This window comes from Rheinheimera pacifica (assembly GCF_024809855.1).
GTDB classification, from domain to species: Bacteria; Pseudomonadota; Gammaproteobacteria; order Enterobacterales; family Alteromonadaceae; genus Alishewanella; species Alishewanella pacifica_A.
The window spans coordinates 1-13251 of sequence record NZ_JANUEM010000002.1; the positions used below are offsets into that span (position 1 = coordinate 1).

Sequence of the window (13251 nt, forward strand, 5' to 3'; positions counted from 1 at the left end):
CATGCGCGGAAAGGGAACGTTTCCTGCCCGCTGATTGTGTCACTGCAAGACGGAACGAAGCTCGCTGCATCGGCGCGGGGGAGTCACGGGGTGACTACGCCTTAGCGTGCTTTATTTTCCGAATTCTGAGACGACCCCTACCTGAACAAGCGCTACCGCTGCATTCTGACCAACATTGAGGAGCGAACCCTGCTCGACCTGCTGGCCACCCGCCGCCAGGACGTGGTGACCAACTACCTGATGAAGCTGAAAGACCGGCAGAAGGTCGAGATCGTCAGCATGGACATGTGGAACCCCTACCGGGCAGCGGTCAAGGCTGTGCTGTCCCAGGCCCGTATCGTGGTCGATAAGTTCCATGTGGTGCGCATGGCCAACGATGCCCTAGAGAGAGTGCGCAAGGGCCTCAGAAAGGAGCTGAAACCGTCCCAGAGCCGGACTCTCAAGGGAGACCGGAAAATCCTGCTGAAACGCGCTCACGAAGTCTCAGACCGGGAGCGCCTCATCATGGAGACTTGGACAGGCGCGTTCCCGCAACTGCTGGCCGCCTACGAGCACAAGGAGCGCTTCTACGGCATCTGGGACGCCACCACACGGCTCCAGGCAGAAGCCGCCCTGGACGAGTGGATAGCCACCATCCCGAAGGGCCAAAAGGAAGTCTGGAGCGATCTGGTCAGGGCAGTGGGAAACTGGCGCGAAGAGACCATGACCTACTTCGAGACGGACATGCCCGTCACCAACGCTTACACGGAGTCCATCAACCGACTGGCCAAGGACAAGAACCGTGAAGGGCGCGGTTACTCCTTCGAGGTGATGCGGGCACGAATGCTCTACACCACGAAGCACAAGAAGAAGGCACCGACTGCGAAGGTCTCTCTTTTCTACAAGAAAACCATCGGTTACGGACTGCCGGACTTCGCAGAGGAACTCAACTACGGAGTCGATCTATCAACCATCTGAGGGTGGTATCAGATTGATGGGGTGAAGGTGCCCCATCAACCATTAAATCCGTATACCCAAAATTTAAAATAGCGGCTTGACTGTACCACAGTGGCAAGCATTAGCTTGTGTCATGAACACACCACAGGAGAGAAACACCATGAAATTCCATATCGCTGACATGACATGTGGCCACTGCGTTAGCATGGTCACCAAAGCCATCCTCACAGCAGATGGTGATGCAAAAATACAGACTAACCTGACCGACAAAACGCTGCAGCTCAGCACGGAACTGAGCTCTGCAGAGGTAATTGAGGTCTTAACAGAGGCGGGATATCCGGCGACAGAAGTCAAAGCCAGCTGCTGTAATCCGGCGAACAGCTGCCACAGCGCCTAAGGAAAAAGCCACCGTAAGGTGGCTTCTACATGCAACGGATTTTGCTGCGTGTTTGACGAAGTAACGGGGGCTATAGCGTTTGGTTCACTGCTGACGATGACCGGGCGCTTTGTTGCTGCCTAAACCACCGCTTAATACCAGCTGCAGCGCTTCGGCCGGTTTCATATCAACATTACGGGTACAGCTACGCGGTACGATAACGGTGTAACCGCCAACGTTGTAGGCCATCGGAATAAATACCGCAATTTGATCGTCCTGCATCAGCGCCGACATGCGATCATCACTCTGACCGCCTTGTTTGGTAATAATGCCAATCAGTTCAATATCTGAGGGTGGCAGTTTTAGCATGACTACCGAGCCATCGGCAAAGTTTTTACCTGCCATTAAATCGATAATATCCTGCAGCATGCCGTAAATTTGTTTGGTGCCCGGCAGTTTCAGTAACACCTTCCCCGGCAGTTGCCACAACCAATTAAAACCCTTCCAGCGTGAACTGTAACCGATAGCAATACACAACAGCATAAAGCTGAGTATCGCCATGCCAGGCAGATACCAGTGGCTTGGCAGCACCCATTGCAGTGCCGGGGCCAGGCTGCCCTCTACCAGGTTCAGCAACCAGCGCAGCAGCTCGATAGTAATAATTAACGGCAGTACAATCGCCAGGCCTTTTAATAAACTTCTTACCACTATTTTCATCAGGGATTTCAATCTGCATCAGTCAAAGTAGCGCTAGCATAACAGCGATCAGGAAGCGGGCGCCAGTCTGGGGCTGGATGACGCTTGCCGGTTAGATTTTGCTTTTCTGGCGCTGTTTTAACTGCAAAAGGAGGCGTGCGGTTGACCAGGATAATCTAAAAGTTAGTTTAGCTATTTCTGCAATAAGTAGAAGTCGCCAGAATAAGCGGTGAGTCTACCGGGGTACTTATGGTTAATCTGACATTATTGGGCGCTTTTATTCCCACCTTTTTATTTGTTTCTGTGACGCCAGGTATGTGTATGACGCTGGCCATGACCTTGGGGATGAGTCAGGGCGTGCGTCGTACCTTCTGGATGATGTGGGGCGAGATGCTGGGCGTGGGTTTAGTTGCCATGGCGGCGGTATTAGGCGTAGCCGCTCTGATGCTGAAGTTTCCGGAGCTGTTTCAGTGGTTTAAACTGCTTGGTGCCGCCTATCTAACTTATATTGGCATCCAAATGTGGCGCGCCAAAGGCAAACTGGCGGTGCCGCAGCTGGGCACAGCGCCGGTGTTGCTACCGCGGCGAACCTTGTTTAGTCAGGGCTTTATTACGGCAGTGTCTAACCCCAAAGGCTGGGCGTTTCATATGGCGCTGCTGCCGCCCTTTATCGATAGCCAGCTGGCATTCTGGCCGCAGTTGCTGGTGTTAGTGGCAATTATTCTGTTGCTGGAATTTGGCTCTATGTTGCTGTACGCCAGTGGCGGCAAAGCTTTGGCGCTGTTTTTTAGTAAAACTAACCGGGTGCAGTATTTAAACCGCATCGGCGCCAGCCTGATGTTTGGCGTGGCGCTGTGGATGTTACTTGGCTAATACCGCATAGCACCGCGGTGAGTTTAACCGACGTCACGCCAGTTTAAGCCTGATGCTAAAGCGGGTAGAGCGCGCATCTGATTCGACGCTTAACTGGCCCTGATGAGCATCGACTATGGCTTTGGTAATGGCTAGGCCCAAACCCGAGCCTTCTATCTGGCGTTGGCGCGAGGCGTCAGCACGATAGAAGCGATCGAATAAAAACGGCAAATGCTGTGGCGGGATCGGCTGGCCCGGGTTTTCTACCGTGATGGTGGTGCTGTCGGCTGCTGCGGTGGTGCTGACGGTAATGGTTTCGCCGGGCGGGGTATACCTAAGCGCATTGGATAATAAATTGGTCAGGGAGTGGCGCAGCAAGGTGCGATCTGCCTGCACAATAATATTGGCACCGTGATAGCTAAGGCCAACCTGACTTTCTGCCGCCCAGGCTTCGAAAAAGTTGAAAATTGCGGCCACTTCCTGCTTTATCTCCAGCGGCTGCTTTTGCAGTGTTAACAGGCCATTGTCACTTTTGGCCAGCCACAGCATATCGCTAATCATTTTATTCAGCCGCTCCAGCTCTTCCAGATTGGAGAACAGCAGATTCTGGTACTCGTCGGCGCTGCGCGCGCGCGATAAGCTGACCTGCGTTTGCGTGATCATATTGGTCAGCGGCGTGCGCAGCTCGTGGGCGATGTCGGCACTAAAGTGCGACAGCTTGGTAAACCCCTGCTCCAGCCGATCTAACATCAGATTAAAAGACTGCACCATGTGGCGCAGTTCGGTCGGGACCTCGCCCGGGGACAAGCGAATATCCAGTTTACTGGTTTGAATATCACGCATTTGTTCGCTAAGGCCTCTGAGTGGATTCAACCCCTGATGCACCGCCAGCCAGGCCGCCAGCAAGGTGAGCAGTGCAGAGCCGAGTAAAATCAGCCCCAGGCTGCGCTGTAACTGCGCCAAGAAATGGGTATGAAAACTGATATCAATAGCAGCAATTACCTTATAGTGCTGATCTGCCGTGGTCAGGCGGCTGAACACACCGCGATAGGCTTTGCCGTCCAGCTGCCAGTGGTGGATGGTTTTGGCATTGTAGTCGGCGCTGGCCGGGGTGTTGGCAGCCAGCAGGCTTAAGTCAACGTCGGCATTGCGGTACAGTAAGCGGTTTTGGCTATCCATCACCTGATAGTAAACACCGTGATGGCCCGATACCGCTTTGGCCAGCGTCTGTGCCGGCTGTTGCTGGCCGTCCTGAGCGGTAGTCAGCGTGTGCTCAACCGCGTGCAGGATCACGGCTAATTCGTCGGCGTCCTGCTCGATAAAGTGATGTTCGACTGAGCTGAGCAGTAATTGCTGCACGAAGAACAGGCAAATCGAAATGGTTAGCGCGACAAAAAGTACCACGCGAACGGTGATCGAGAGAGGGCGTTTGCCAGCTTTATGCATCAGTTTGCTCATCGTCCAGTTTATAGCCCATACCGCGCACGGTGTGGATCAGTTTTGCCGCAACGCCATCATCAATTTTGGCGCGCAAGCGGCGGATAGCTACATCGATAACATTGGTGTCGCTGTCAAAATTCATATCCCACACCTGCGAGGCGATAAGCGAGCGTGGCAGTACTTCGCCGCGGCGGCGCATCAGCAGCTCAAGCAAGCTAAATTCCTGATTACTCAATGTTATTTTGGCGCCGCTGCGGCTGGCTTTACGCTTGGCGATATCCAGTTGTAAATCGGCGACCTGCAATAATTCTGACTGCGGTACGGCCTGACCACGCCGTAGCAGGGTTCTGACCCGGGCCAGCACTTCAGAGAAAGCAAAGGGTTTGATCAGGTAGTCGTCGGCGCCAAGCTCCAGGCCTTTTACCCGGTCGTCGACACTGTCGCGGGCCGACAGAAACAGTACCGGCGTGTGGTTATGGTTTTCTCTTAGCGCCTGCACAATGCGAAAGCCGCTGACGTCCGGCAGCATCACATCCAGCATGATTAAATCGAAATCTTCTGTCATCGCCAGATGATGGCCATCCAGGCCATTTCTGACCAGTGACACCTGAAAACCGGCTTCGCTCAGGCCTTGCTTCAGATAGTCACCGGTTTTTTGTTCATCTTCCACAATCAGCAAACGCATCTTGCCATCTCCAAACATAGCTTTGGCAGTATTAGACCATAAACCGCCAAACAGCAACATGACAGCAAGATTACAACTTTGTCATGTTCAGGTCATGCTGCTGACAGTTTCGTCCTCTACACTGCTACGCATATCATATAGAGAGTATTGGAGGTTGCAGATGATAAAGGCTAACACCATGATGCCGGTATCGGTTTCACGGCGCCGGTTTGTGCAGGGGCTGGCGGTGGGCGGCGTGCTGGCCACTTTTCCGCATATCGTCAGGGCGGGTAGCGCCTTTAAAGATAATGCCTTTACCGGCTATGCCACTGAGCTCAGCGGTAACGTGATTGATTTAACCATCGGCGAAGCGCTGGTAAATTTTACCGGCGTGGTCCGTAAAGCCACCACCATCAATGGTTCGATACCGGCACCGACCTTACGCTTGCGCGAAGGCGATGAGGTCACCATACGGGTAACCAATACCTTGTCGGTGCCCAGCTCAATTCACTGGCACGGTATTATTTTACCCTACCAGATGGACGGCGTACCCGGCATGAGCTTCAGAGGCATTATGCCCGGCGAAACCTTTGTCTATCGTTTTACGTTAAAGCAAAGCGGCACGTACTGGTATCACTCGCACAGTGGCTTTCAGGAAATGACCGGCATGTATGGCGCGCTGATCATTGAACCCAAAGCGCAGGATGTAATTGCCGCCGATCGCGAATATGTGGTGCAGCTGTCAGACTGGACCGATGAAGATCCACATACGGTGTTTCGCAAATTAAAAGTGCAAAGTGATTTGTACAATTTTAATCAGCCAACAGTGCAGGACATGCTGCGCGATATCACTGACAGAGGGCTGGACGCGGCGCTGGCAAAACGGCAGATGTGGCAGCAAATGCGCATGAATCCAACCGATTTAGCGGATTTGTCAGCCGCTGTCTTAACCTTCTTAATGAATGGCAGCACACCGCTGGCCAACTGGCGCGGTTTATTTAAGCGCGGTGAGCGCGTGCGGCTGCGGTTTATCAATGGCTCCAGCAACAGCTTTTTTGATGTGCGTATTCCCGAGCTGAAAATGACCGTGGTGCAGGCTGACGGCCAGAATGTGCACCCGGTGACGGTGGATGAATTCCGCTTTGGCCCGGGCGAAACCTATGATGTTATCGTGTCGCCACAAGCGGATGCATACACCATTTTCGCCCAGAGTATGGACCGCAGTGGCTATGCCCGCGGTACCCTGGCCGTGGCCGAGGGCTTGCACGCCCCGGTGCCGACACTGGATCCGGTGGAGTGGCTGACGATGGCTGACATGATGGGTAATATGAACCATGGCGCAAGCGACAGCCACAGCCACGGCCACAGCGCGATGGCGCACGGCAATGGCGCGGAAGATCATAGCCAGCATGGTGCTATGGCTATCGATCACAGTCAGCATGGCCCGGCGGTGCCTTATGCCAAAGCCAGTTCAACTGTGCGTCATGCCAGCACCGAGTATGGCCCGTCGGTGGATATGCGGGTGGATATGCCAAGAACCAACCTGGACGATCCGGGCATTGGTTTGCGCAATACCGGGCGGCGCGCGCTGACCCTGGCCGATTTACATTCGCTGGACGGTATTATTGAGCCGGGCGGCCCGGAGGCGGAAATTGAGCTGCATCTGACCGGCAATATGGAGCGCTACACCTGGTCATTCGATGGCTTAGAGTTCAGTAAAAGCACACCGGTGCATATGAAGCACAATCAGCGTATCCGGGTGATCTTGCAAAACGACACCATGATGACCCACCCGATGCATTTGCACGGTATGTGGAGTGATCTGGAAAGTGACAACGGTGCCGTACAGGTACGCCGCCATACCATTCCGGTGCAACCGGCGCAGCGCATCAGCTTTTTAACCACGCCGCATGATGTCGGGCGCTGGGCCTGGCATTGTCATTTATTGTTCCATATGGATGCGGGTATGTTCAGAGAAGTGGTGGTGTCATGAAAACAGCCAACGTAACGCTAACCTTGTCGCTGCTGGCGCTGGCCTGTACTGTGGCGCTCAGCCCTGGCGTGGCAGCGCAGAACGCCACTGAGAAACCGCCGGTACCAACGCACAGTGGCATGGACCACAGCAAAATGGACCACGGCAAAATGGATCATAGCAAGATGAACCACGCTGAGCAGGCGGTTGACCATAGCCAGACGAACCCTAGTGACATGGATCACAGTCAGATGGATCATAGCGGCATGGACCACAGTAAAATGGGCCACGCTGAGCAGGCCGTAGACCATAGCCAGATGGACCACAGCGAAGTGGACCATAGCAAAATGGATCATACCGAGATGAACCATAGTGAAATGACCCATGCTGAGCAGGCCGTGGATCACAGCAGTATGGATCACAGCACGATGAACCATGCCGATATGCAGATGCAAGGCGGTAAGGCGCCGGCTAATGCCCGCGATCCACATGCCTACTCCAACGGCTACACCCTGACTGACGGGCCCTATGGCATGGCCGATTCACGCCATTTAAAGCACGGCGTTGAACATCCACAGTGGTCCGTGCTGGGCGATCGGCTGGAATACAATGCCGACAGTGAAGCTGGCGAACTGGAGCTGCAAGCCTGGTATGGTACGACCTATGATCGGTTGGTGCTGAAAACCGAAGCTGAAGTCAGTGACGGCAAGCTGGAAGAGAGCAGCACCGAGCTGTTATGGAGCCACGCGATAGCAGCCTATTGGGATGGTCAGCTTGGGCTGCGCCTGGATCAGGTTGCCGATGGCACCAACCGGCAGTGGTTAGCATTGGGTGTGCAGGGTTTGGCGCCGTACTGGTTTGAAGTGGATGTCACGGTTTATCTGGGCACTGGTGGTCGCACCGCGTTAAGTGCCGAAGCGGAATATGAGCTGCTGTTAACGCAGCGCCTGATCCTGCAGGCCCGGGCGGAGCTGACAGCCTATGGCAAAGACGATGAGGTCAATCAGCTGGGTAAAGGCCTGTCTTCACTGGGGGCAGGGCTTCGGCTGCGCTATGAATTCTCCCGCCAGTTCGCACCCTATGTCGGGGTAGAGTGGCATAACAAATATGGTAACACGGCAGATTTTGCCCGCCTGCAGGATGCATCGACAGCAGAAACATCCTGGGTTGCCGGTGTGCGTTTCTGGTTTTAATAGATCAGGGTTTTAATAAATAAGGTGATCAACATGAAAAAATTAATCCCGCTGCTTACTCTGCTCTGTTTGGCGTTTGCCGGGCCTGTGCTGGCGCATGTTAAACAAAGCGGCTCGGTGCCGGCGGATAACGCCATGCTAATGCAGGCACCGGATGTACTCAGTATCAGCTTTAGTGGCCCGATCCGGCTGACGAAAGTCACGCTGTTGCACGATAACGGTAACACTGTCGATTTTGGCTTTACGCCCACCGCTGTCGCCACGCAGTTTAGCTGGCCGTTGCCAGTGCTGGAGATCGGTAGTTATCAGGTTAACTGGGTAGGTTTGGGCGAAGACGGTCATAAAATGAAAGGTGATTTCAGTTTTATGCTCCACGCCGGCGCTGACGCCGGGGTGAAAGCTGATAGCGCGCACGCGCATCAGCACTAGATGGCTTGAGATTGGCGATGTTTAGCGATACCTGGGTATTAGCCTTATTCGCCCACAAGCTGCTGAGTTATTTAGCGGTTAGCGGCAGTATTGGTGCGGCGTTTTTGCTGCAGTTGCCGGCGCTGGCTCAGCCACCGTCTGATAGCCTTGCCTTTCGGCTGTGGTTAAAACGCCTTGTACTGGGGTGGTCGGCCGCAGGTATGGTGCTGGCGTTACTGTATCTGCCGCTGCAGGCTGGTGCGCTGGCCGAAACAGGCGTAGCTGGCATGGCCGACAGGCTGATGCTACAGATGGTTTGGCAATCGGCAATGCGCACCCAGCTGCTTTTATGGTTATGCGGTTATGCAGCGCTGTGGCTTTGGGCCCGGCGCGTTAAACACAGCGGCAACACGGTGAGCATTGCGCTTGTTAGCCTGGCTGCGTTTTTGCTGGCCGGCAGTTTCAGCCAAACCGGCCATGTGGCCAGTTTGGCAGGCCTGTGGCAGTTGTTACTGACGCTGCATGTGCTGGCAATAGCGGCCTGGGTAGGCTCCTTGCTGCCGCTGTGGCAAAGCTGTTACCGCTTGGCACCAGACAGGCTGCTGGCGCTGATGCAGCAGTTCGGTCAGGTTGCGCTTTATCTGCTGGTATTGCTTATCAGCTGTGGCGTGTTGATCTTACTGCAACTGCTTGACCCACTTAGCCAGTTGTTTGTAACCGATTATGGCCGTTTGCTGCTGTTTAAGCTGATGTTGGTCGCGGCCATGTTACTGCTGGCCGCCTGGCATAAATTTAAGCTGGTCAACGCGCTGGCGAAGCATCAGAACAGCCGCTTGCTGGCACGGTCTATTTTTATCGAAATGCTGTTGGCGCTATTGGTTCTGGCAACCAGCAGCAGCTTTACCACTGTGGTGGGCTTAGCACATTAAGCCTGCTTTATTCTAATAATTACAACAGGATACCTAATATGTTTCGCAATAAAATTCAAACCTTTTCTGCCATCAGCCTGGGCCTGGCGTTGCTATGCCCCGTTAGTGTGCAGGCGCACGGCAATGAAAAGCATGCCGCCCCGGCCTTGTTTGTCGGCGAAAGCACCGCTGCCGCTCAGGCGGTAAAAGCGTTTCATCAGGCGTTACGCGCTGGTGATGCCAATGCTGCCCGCGCCATGCTGGCAGATGACGTACTGATTGTCGAAGGTAATGGCGTAGAGCGCTCGGCAGATGAGTATGCCAGTCACCATATGCTGGCCGATATGAAATTTATGGCGGCGGTACAGGTAGAGGCGCTGGAACATCAGACCAAGGTGCTGGGCAAGGTGGCCTATTCGGTTAGCCGCAGCCAACTGACTGGCGACTATAAAGGCAAGCCGGTTGACGTTATCAGTAAAGAAACGCTGGTGCTGGTAGATAACGGCGACGGTTGGAAGATCGTGCATGTGCACTGGTCGCACTAAGGCAACAGCGGGAGAGCACTATGAAGTTAACTCTGATAGCGGCAATGCTGGCAGCCACTGCGCTATTGGCTGGTTGTAAAGACGCCGGCCCGGCTAAACCGGAAACTACAGCTTTGTCCGACAGTGCTGGCAATGCGGCAGCACTAACCCTCACGGTATACAAAACGCCAAGCTGCGGTTGCTGTAAAAAGTGGGTATTGCACCTTGAACAGCAGGGAGTGGTTGCACACACGAAAAATTATGATGATTTAAGTGGCATTAAAGCCCGCTACGGTATCTCACCACAGTATTATTCCTGTCACACCGCCGTATCGGAGCAGGGCTATGCTTTTGAAGGCCATATCCCTGCTAAATACATCCGGCAATTCCTCGCTGAGTCGCATCCGGATGCGATTGGCCTGAGTGTACCGGCGATGCCGCTCGGCTCACCGGGCATGGAGGTCGAAGACCGCTTTATGCCGTACGACATTCTGCTGCTAAACAAAGATGGCAGCGCCAGCGTCTACGCCCACATCAGCGATGCTTCGATGCAGTAGCCAATAATAGGCGCTTAAAAAAACACCACTTTTAAAGTGGTGTTTTTTTATTGAAGCACGATAATGTCAGCCGGGTTTCGCCAGTTGCTGCAAGATATGGCAATGTGGGCTGCCATCGCCCCGGCAGCTGTCGGCCAGCGCCGTCAGCACCTGCTGCATATGCTGCAGCTCGGCAATTTTGCCGGCAATTTCATCCAGGTGTTGCTGAGCCAGCTGTTTTACCACCCGGCTTTCACGCTGTGGGTCTTGCCATAATGCCAGCAGCGACTGGATATCGTGTAACGAAAACCCCAGGTTGCGTGCCTGACGAATAAAACGTAGCTGGTTAATTTGCTCACTGTTGTAAAGCCGGTAACCGGCATCAGTGCGTGGTGATTTTCTCAGCAAACCGGATTGCTCATAGTGCCGGATCATTTTGGCGCTTAAGCCACTCTCTTTTGCCGCATCACCAATGGTCAGTAAGGTCGCCATTTGCTGCTCCTTGTTAAAAAGACATGCGTTGCAAACGCAGGGCATTGGTTACCACCAGCACACTGCTACAGGCCATGGCAGCACCGGCGATAACCGGGTTTAAAAAACCCAGTGCGGCCAGTGGAATACCAATGGTGTTAAAGGCAAAAGCCCAGAACAAATTTTGCTGAATATTACGGTAGGTTGCACTGGCGAGCAGCAGTGCTGTCGCAACCAGTTCCGGGTCGCCACGCATCAGCGTAAATGCAGACGCACTGACCGCAACATCGGTACCTGTTGCCATCGCGATACCTAAGTCAGCTTGAGCCAAAGCAGGGGCATCATTAATGCCATCGCCCACCATCGCTACTTTATAGCCTTGCTGCTGATAGGCCGCTACGGCTTGTGCTTTACCCTGCGGCAGCACTTCGGCGTTAAAGTTATCCAGCCCCAGCTCTTTGGCAACATACTCGGCGCTGGCCGCTGAATCACCCGTTAACATGGCAACCTGAATACCGGCAGCTTGTAATTTATGTACCGCATTTTTTGCCTGGGCTTTGGCTTTATCGGCAAAACACAGCAAACCGAGTAATGTCGTGCCCTGAGCAGTTTTCTCTGCCAGCCAGGATACCGAGGCGCCCGGCACTGCGATAAGGTCTTGCGGTAATGTCAGCCCCATCTCTCTCATCCAGCTACCTGAGCCCAGCATTACCGCACGGCCTTTGACGTTAGCTTTCACGCCTTTTCCGGCCACTACAGCAAAATCCGATACTGCCAATAAATCGACATTGTGGTTGATAGCATAGCTAACAATTGCTTTGGCCAGTGGGTGTTCGCTGTACTGTGATAACGCATAGGCCAGTGCGGCCAACTCAGTTTCGTTGTTAAGCGCATTCAGCTGCGTTAATACGGGTTTACCCTCGGTGAGGGTGCCGGTTTTATCAAACACCACATAATCAATTTTTGTCGCCTGCTCCAGCGCGACAGCATCTTTCACCAAAATACCCTGGCGCGCCGCTGTGCCGGTACCGGCCATAATGGCCGCCGGAGTGGCCAGACCCAAAGCACAGGGACAGGCTATAACCAATACCGCTACTGCATTAAGAATACCTTGCTGCCAATCGGCAAACGCCAGACCCCAAATCAGCACGGTGGCTAAGGCGACCAGTAATACTACCGGTACAAAGATACTGCTTATCTTATCCACCAGGGCTTGCACTGGTGCTTTCGCGCCCTGAGCCTGCTCTACCAGGCGGATAATTTTTGACAAGGTGGATTCTGCACCTAAGGCGCTGGCCTCGAACTCCAGCCGACCATCGAGATTAACCGAGCCGCCCGTCACTTTATCGCCAGAGGTTTTATGCAGCGGCACACTTTCGCCGCTGATTAGTGCCTCATCCACGTGGCTGCTGCCCTCTGTCACTATGCCGTCGGCCGGTATCCGTTCTCCTGGCAGCACCTGAATGCGATCACCTTTGAGCAGCTCAGCCGCTGCAATACTGTGCCAGCTATTATTGCGCCAGACCCTTGCTGATGTCGGTTTTAAGTTTTCCAGTGCTTGCAGCGCATCGGTCGTACGCCGCTTGGCGCGTTTCTCCAGTAACTTACCCAGCAGTACCAGGGTTAATACTGCCGCGCCACTTTCAAAGTACAGGTGTGGTGCGCCATGATGCCCATCAAAGCTGTACCACAGATAGAGCGATAAGCCATAAGCGGCACTGGTACCCATTGATACCAGCAGGTCCATATTGCCGGTGCCCGCTTTCAGTGCATGCCAGCCGGCTTTGTAAAAGCGCGCGCCAAAGTAAAATTGTACCGGTGTTGCTAACAGCCATTGCCACAAGGCAGGCAACATCCAGTCGGCACCGAACAGCATGCCCACCATCGGCAATACTAACGGCAGGGTGAGTAAGGCAGCACCGATCACTGGCCAGCTGTCACGCTGATAAAAACGTCGTGGTTGAGCAGGGGAATTTTGAGCCTCAGGCGAAGCCTGGCTGAGGATCAGCTCATACCCGGCATCGGCAACGGCCTGTTTCAGGGCGCGGTCTTCTGTGGCGGGTAACAGGGTCAGGCTTACCTGCTCTGTAGCCAGGTTTACTGAAGCGCTTAGCACACCAGACACCTTTAACAGGCTTTTTTCCACCCGGCCGGCGCAAGACGCACAGGTCATACCCTTTACCGCAAGTTGTATTGTTGCTGCCATATCCGTAACTCCGGGTTGAGAAATGTTATCAGGCATAACAAGGCTAAACCTTACCATTATGGCAAGGTC

The 13251-nt window shown here is 54.0% G+C and carries 13 protein-coding genes and 1 pseudogene; 9 read left to right on the forward strand and 5 right to left on the reverse strand.

Annotation, left to right across the window (positions count from 1 at the left end; all coding sequences use genetic code 11):
• Positions 1 to 129 precede the first annotated feature (129 nt).
• Both M2404_RS02955 and M2404_RS02960 read left to right on the forward strand, forming a co-directional pair.
• Positions 130 to 957: pseudogene (locus M2404_RS02955) on the forward strand (ISL3-like element ISPst2 family transposase); the annotation flags it as partial.
• Positions 958 to 1096: 139 nt separating this feature from the next.
• Positions 1097 to 1333 carry a heavy-metal-associated domain-containing protein gene (locus tag M2404_RS02960; protein ID WP_215399499.1) on the forward strand — a complete coding sequence of 79 codons (237 nt, stop codon included), beginning with the start codon at positions 1097 to 1099 and terminating at the stop codon, positions 1331 to 1333.
• Positions 1334 to 1417: 84 nt separating this feature from the next.
• Here the strand turns inward: M2404_RS02960 and M2404_RS02965 are convergent, their stop codons facing one another.
• Positions 1418 to 2029: a DUF502 domain-containing protein gene (locus M2404_RS02965; protein WP_215399500.1), complete on the reverse strand. Its 612-nt coding sequence runs from the start codon at positions 2027 to 2029 to the stop codon at positions 1418 to 1420.
• 228 nt (positions 2030 to 2257) lie between these two features.
• Between M2404_RS02965 and M2404_RS02970 the strand changes: the two genes are divergently transcribed.
• On the forward strand, positions 2258 to 2881 hold the full coding sequence (locus M2404_RS02970) for a LysE family translocator (RefSeq protein ID WP_259238233.1): 624 nt from the start codon (positions 2258 to 2260) through the stop codon (positions 2879 to 2881).
• A 33-nt stretch (positions 2882 to 2914) separates the two neighbouring features.
• Here the strand turns inward: M2404_RS02970 and M2404_RS02975 are convergent, their stop codons facing one another.
• Both M2404_RS02975 and M2404_RS02980 read right to left on the reverse strand, forming a co-directional pair.
• Entirely contained in the window at positions 2915 to 4306 is a 1392-nt protein-coding gene (locus M2404_RS02975; protein WP_259238234.1) for a Cu(+)/Ag(+) sensor histidine kinase, read from the reverse strand.
• On the reverse strand, positions 4299 to 4985 hold the full coding sequence (locus M2404_RS02980; protein WP_259238235.1) for a heavy metal response regulator transcription factor: 687 nt from the start codon (positions 4983 to 4985) through the stop codon (positions 4299 to 4301). The genes M2404_RS02975 and M2404_RS02980 overlap by 8 nt, the downstream gene beginning before the upstream one ends.
• 160 nt (positions 4986 to 5145) lie before the next feature.
• Between M2404_RS02980 and M2404_RS02985 the strand changes: the two genes are divergently transcribed.
• Genes M2404_RS02985 through M2404_RS03010 form a run of 6 tightly spaced genes read left to right on the forward strand, consistent with a single transcriptional unit; the run spans position 5146 to position 10526 of the window.
• Positions 5146 to 6957 (forward strand): copper resistance system multicopper oxidase, encoded by a 1812-nt coding sequence (locus M2404_RS02985; protein WP_310503061.1) that lies wholly within the window; start codon positions 5146 to 5148, stop codon positions 6955 to 6957.
• Entirely contained in the window at positions 6954 to 8129 is a 1176-nt protein-coding gene (locus M2404_RS02990; RefSeq protein ID WP_215399527.1) for a copper resistance protein B, read from the forward strand. The genes M2404_RS02985 and M2404_RS02990 overlap by 4 nt, the downstream gene beginning before the upstream one ends.
• 33 nt (positions 8130 to 8162) lie before the next feature.
• On the forward strand, positions 8163 to 8558 hold the full coding sequence (locus M2404_RS02995) for a copper resistance CopC family protein (protein ID WP_008224208.1): 396 nt from the start codon (positions 8163 to 8165) through the stop codon (positions 8556 to 8558).
• A gap of 17 nt (positions 8559 to 8575) precedes the next feature.
• Complete coding sequence (locus M2404_RS03000) at positions 8576 to 9466, forward strand: CopD family protein (protein WP_259238239.1); 891 nt, start codon at positions 8576 to 8578, stop codon at positions 9464 to 9466.
• 38 nt (positions 9467 to 9504) lie between these two features.
• Positions 9505 to 9990, forward strand: coding sequence for a YybH family protein (locus M2404_RS03005; protein WP_215398802.1), 486 nt, complete (start codon positions 9505 to 9507; stop codon positions 9988 to 9990).
• Between the two features lie 20 nt (positions 9991 to 10010).
• On the forward strand, positions 10011 to 10526 hold the full coding sequence (locus M2404_RS03010) for a DUF411 domain-containing protein (RefSeq protein WP_215398801.1): 516 nt from the start codon (positions 10011 to 10013) through the stop codon (positions 10524 to 10526).
• Between the two features lie 66 nt (positions 10527 to 10592).
• On the opposite strand, the gene cueR is transcribed toward M2404_RS03010, so the two are convergent.
• Both cueR and M2404_RS03020 read right to left on the reverse strand, forming a co-directional pair.
• Positions 10593 to 10997, reverse strand: a complete 405-nt coding sequence (gene cueR, locus M2404_RS03015) for a Cu(I)-responsive transcriptional regulator (RefSeq protein WP_215398800.1) — start codon at positions 10995 to 10997, stop codon at positions 10593 to 10595.
• Positions 10998 to 11010: 13 nt separating this feature from the next.
• A complete protein-coding gene (locus tag M2404_RS03020) occupies positions 11011 to 13182 on the reverse strand; it encodes a heavy metal translocating P-type ATPase (RefSeq protein ID WP_215398799.1) in 2172 nt (723 codons plus the stop codon).
• Positions 13183 to 13251: the final 69 nt, after the last annotated feature.